General features: G+C 73.5%; 5 protein-coding genes. 1 reads left to right on the top strand and 4 read right to left on the bottom strand.

From position 1 onward, the window contains the following. Positions 1 to 63: 63 nt before the first annotated feature. The 3 genes from AOK22_RS32750 to AOK22_RS32760 form a co-directional block, all read right to left on the bottom strand. Positions 64 to 381, bottom strand: a complete 318-nt coding sequence (locus tag AOK22_RS32750) for a YqfO family protein (RefSeq protein ID WP_055702349.1) — start codon at positions 379 to 381, stop codon at positions 64 to 66. An 81-nt stretch (positions 382 to 462) separates the two neighbouring features. Beyond that, complete coding sequence (locus AOK22_RS32755; RefSeq protein WP_425264096.1) at positions 463 to 1,428, bottom strand: immunity 49 family protein; 966 nt, start codon at positions 1,426 to 1,428, stop codon at positions 463 to 465. A gap of 83 nt (positions 1,429 to 1,511) precedes the next feature. Then, positions 1,512 to 1,946, bottom strand: coding sequence for a VOC family protein (locus tag AOK22_RS32760; protein WP_055702351.1), 435 nt, complete (start codon positions 1,944 to 1,946; stop codon positions 1,512 to 1,514). A 111-nt stretch (positions 1,947 to 2,057) separates the two neighbouring features. Between AOK22_RS32760 and AOK22_RS32765 the strand changes: the two genes are divergently transcribed. After that, positions 2,058 to 2,885, top strand: a complete 828-nt coding sequence (locus tag AOK22_RS32765; protein ID WP_055702352.1) for a M55 family metallopeptidase — start codon at positions 2,058 to 2,060, stop codon at positions 2,883 to 2,885. Here AOK22_RS32765 and AOK22_RS32770 read toward each other — a convergent pair. Further along, on the bottom strand, positions 2,882 to 4,002 hold a 1,121-nt coding region (locus tag AOK22_RS32770), incomplete at its 5' end, for an ATP-binding cassette domain-containing protein (protein ID WP_157872344.1). The genes AOK22_RS32765 and AOK22_RS32770 overlap by 4 nt on opposite strands.

Below are 4,002 nucleotides of genomic sequence, written 5' to 3' on the forward strand. Positions count from 1 at the left end.
ACGGGACTTCTAGGGCCTGTCGCAGACGTGGATCTTGTTGGTTGACGCCCCCACCGACATCGCTCACGGCTCGTACAGCGGCAGGAAGTGGATGACCGCCTGCTCGTAGGGATGGGCGTCGCGGACAGCCCGCAGGACGGCGCCGGCCTGATCCGCGTCGCAGACGGATTCGATCCGGCACTCTTCGCTGTGCTGAACGACGCCCACCTCACCGTCGTACGGCTCCGCGCCGGGCAGGGCCTGCCAGTTGCCGGTCACCTTCCAGACACTGGAGCACCGTGCGTAGTCGCCGACCCGTCCTGCACCGGCCGTGTGGAGGGCCTCGATCACGGCCTCCGCATGACTCTCGGGAACGGATATCTCGATCTTCAGGCGCGTCATGCCTGGACCCTAGCAATCCGTGCGACCTGCACTTTCCCAACAGGTCCCGGCTCCGAGGGGCCTGCCCTCGGAGCCGGCCTCTCAGGAGGCGCGCCCGCCGCCGGCCGTCCGCTCCAGCGCGTCGGGGGTACCGAGCAGGTCGGGCGGCAGATAGCCGGACCTGACGCCCAGCTCCCAGCCGTGGACCTGGACCGCGAGGGCCGCCAGGGCGAGGGGGCCGACCGGCAGCAGGCTCCGGGGCGCCGCGTCGGCGCCCGCGCTCTCCCGGTGGGCGACGAGCCGGGCCACCAGAGCCTCTTCGAAAGCCTGCCGGTCGTCGTCGAGGAGCACCCGCAGCAGGCGCTGATCCGGCGTCAGCGGGCCCGCGGCGTCCAGCGCCCCGGCGGCCGCGGCGCGCTGCCCGGCGTCCGGCTTGCACAGCGGGGCCTTCGGCCAGCCGCTGGGCAGATGGCCGCGCGACTCGGCGAGGTAGCCGCAGAGCGCGTCCATCTCCGCGAGGTCGGCGGGCCGTGACACCGACTCCAGCTTCGAGTACGGCACGCCGTCGCGGATCTCGGAGGCGTAGTCGCCCCGCAGCAGCAGTCCGATCACCCGCTGCCACTCCCAGACCGCGCCGCTGACCACGCACATCGCGAAGGTGTCGACCCATGTCCTGGCGGTGGGTGCCTGCTCCACCACGTGGTCCCCGAACGAGACGCTCTCGCTGCTGAGCACTTCGCCTATGACCGGGAAGGGGATCTCCTGGTCGCCGTCGGGGAAGCAGCCGACGCTCAGCGCGCCGAGCGCGCACTCCGCGGCGGTCTGCAGGACCGAGCGCGCGGAGGTGTCGAGGGTGCCGCCCTGCGCGGTGCGCGCGGCGACGTGGTCGAGGAGTTCGTCCTGCATCGCCCGGATCTTCGCCAGGGACAGGCTGTCGTAGCGCAGGGAGTGCCAGCGGCTGAACGCCCTCCCCGCGATGTCCTCCAAGGCCCGGTCGAGGTACCGCCGGTCCACCTCGTGGCGCGCCACGTCCCCCACGGCTTCCTGCACGGCTGTCGCCCTCCCCATGATCCATCCACCGGAAAGGGGGCACGCTATCAGCGGGGCGAGGGCGTCTTTGACCGTGGCGTCGGGAGCGGTGGCGGCGCGGATCAGCGGGTTGACAGCGGCCCGGGGGCCTCCTGCAGTACCCAGCCGTTGCCGTCGGGGTCCTTGAAGAACGCGAACGCGTTCCAGGTGTCGCCCGGCCCCGGCTCCCAGCCGCCGGACACTCCGACGTGCTGGACCTCCGAGATGTCCACGCCGCGGGCCGCCAACTCCGCGCGGGACGCGGCGATGTCGGTCACGCAGATCTGGACTCCCTGGAGCGCGCCGGCAGCCATCTGGCCGAGGCCGGGCGCGGGCGGCAGTCCGGAGGTCAGGGCGATGGAGCAGCGGGAGCCCGGCGGGGTGATCTGGATGATGCGGGTGCCCGGGGCGACCTGCTGGTCGAGGTCGACCTTGAAGCCGCACTTCTCCGCGTAGAACTCCTTCGCGCGGTCCATGTCGGTCACGGGGACCACGACGACCTCGATCGTGTACTCCATGCTCGCCTCCCGGGGTTCCTTCGATGGTGCCCGGGTTCCGCCGGGCGCGCAGCCCGATGCGGGTTTCGGCGCCACGTCACGCCGGATCCGTGGTGCGTACACTCCCCCGGCATGAAGGTGCTGATCTCTGTCGACATGGAGGGGATCTCGGGAATCGCGCATTCCTCCGAGACGAACCCCGACCGCTACGACTACGAGCGCGGCCGGGCGGCGATGACCGCCGAGGCCAACGCCGTGATCGCCGGTGTCCTGGACGCCGAGCCCACGGCCGACGTCCGGGTCGCCGACGCGCACGGGCCCTTCCGCAACCTCCTGCCGGAGGAACTGGACCGGCGGGTCCGCCTGGTGCGCGGAAAGCCCCGCCCGCTGGGCATGCTGGGCGGGCTCGACGAGGACACCGACGCGGTGCTCTTCGTCGGCTACCACGCACGGGCCGGTCAGGGGCCGGGCGTCCTCGCGCACACCATGAGCGACGCCGTCCTCGACGTACGCGTGGCCGGGCGGTCCTTGGGCGAGATCGGCCTGAACGCCGCCATGGCCGGGCAGTTGGGCGTGCCTGTCGTGCTCCTCAGCGGTGACGACGCCGCCTGCGCCGAACTGTCCGAGCTGGTGCCCGGCGCCGTCACCGTCGCGGTGAAGGAGGCGCTCGGCCAGGCGGCCGCCCTGGCCCTGCACCCGGCGGAGGCCCGGGACCGCCTGCGCGAGGCGGCCGCCGACGCGATCACCCGCTGCCGACGGATTCCCCCGCTGGTCCTGTCCGGTCCGCTCGACGTCGAGGTCGACCTCGCCGGCCCGCACATGGTCGACCTGGCAACGCTCGTGCCGGGCGTCTCGCGCGTCGGGGGCGGCCGCACGATCGCCTTCACGACCGCCGACTTCACCGACGCCTACCGGCTGATCCTGTTGCTCGTGCAGCTCTCCTCCATCAGGCCCGCCTAGGAGCCCCGGGGTGTCCGGGCACCTCCGTCCCTCCGTGCCGGTGCCGCGGACGCGCCCACGTCGAGGCGCGGCCAGTCGGCGAGATCCCTCAGCAACTGGCGGTCGTGCGTCGCGACGACGACCGCGGCGCTCGTGGCGCGGATCGCCTCGGTCAGCTCGTCGACCAGCGTCGACGACAGGTGGTTGGTCGGCTCGTCGAGGAGGACGAGTCCGGGCCGCCCGGCCAACGCGAGCGCCAGGTCGAGGCGCCGCATCTGCCCCTGCGACATCCGCCCGACCGGGGTGCGCAGCGCCTCGGAGTCCAGCAGGCCGAACGCCCCGAGCGGGACGGCGTCCGCGTCGCGGAGCACTCCGCGGGCCACCAGCCGTCCCACCTGACGGGCGTGCGCCTCACGGGCGGTGAGCGCGGGATCCTGTGCGGCCGTCTCCTGGGTGAGCCGGACGACCCGCGCGCCGTTCGCCCGCAGGACGTGCCCGCGGGTGGGCTCCAGCGCACCGGCGAGGACGGCGAGCAGCGTGGACTTCCCGGCGCCGTTCGGGCCGGTGACGAGCAGGCGGTCGCCGCCGGCGAGGGTGAGGTCGACCGGCTCCGCGAGGCGCCCGTCGACGGCGACGCCGTGCACCCGCAGTTGCGGGGAGCCCGCCCGGACGCCCGGGTCGGGCCACCGCAGCACCGGCGGCGGCTCCGGCACGTCGATGCGGTGCGCCTCCAGAGCCTCGCGCTGCCGGTGCAGGGCTTGCACGACGCCCGGCGCACGGGACTGACGCTGGTGCTTGCCGGTGCCCTTCTCGGGGCGCCAGCCGGTGGAGAGGCGGTCGCGGGCCTTGGAGACCGCGTCCTGCAACCGCCGGTGCTCGGCCTGCTGCTCCTCGTGGTCCTGTTCCCAGCGCTCCCGCTCGCGGCGCCGGGCGTCCTGCCAGGCGTCGTAGCTCCCGGCGTACAGGCGCGGCTTTCCGTCGCGGGTCGGGTCGAGGTCGAGGAAGCGGTCCGCGACGTCGCGCAGCAGCGCCCGGTCGTGGCTGACGACGGCGAGGCCGCCCGCGTGTTCGCGCAGCCTGCGCGTCAGGAAGGCGAGTCCGCCCGCGTCGAGATGGTTGGTCGGCTCGTCGAGCAGCA

The sequence above is a fragment of the Streptomyces silaceus genome, assembly GCF_001419745.1.
Lineage (GTDB): Bacteria > Actinomycetota > Actinomycetes > Streptomycetales > Streptomycetaceae > Streptomyces > Streptomyces silaceus.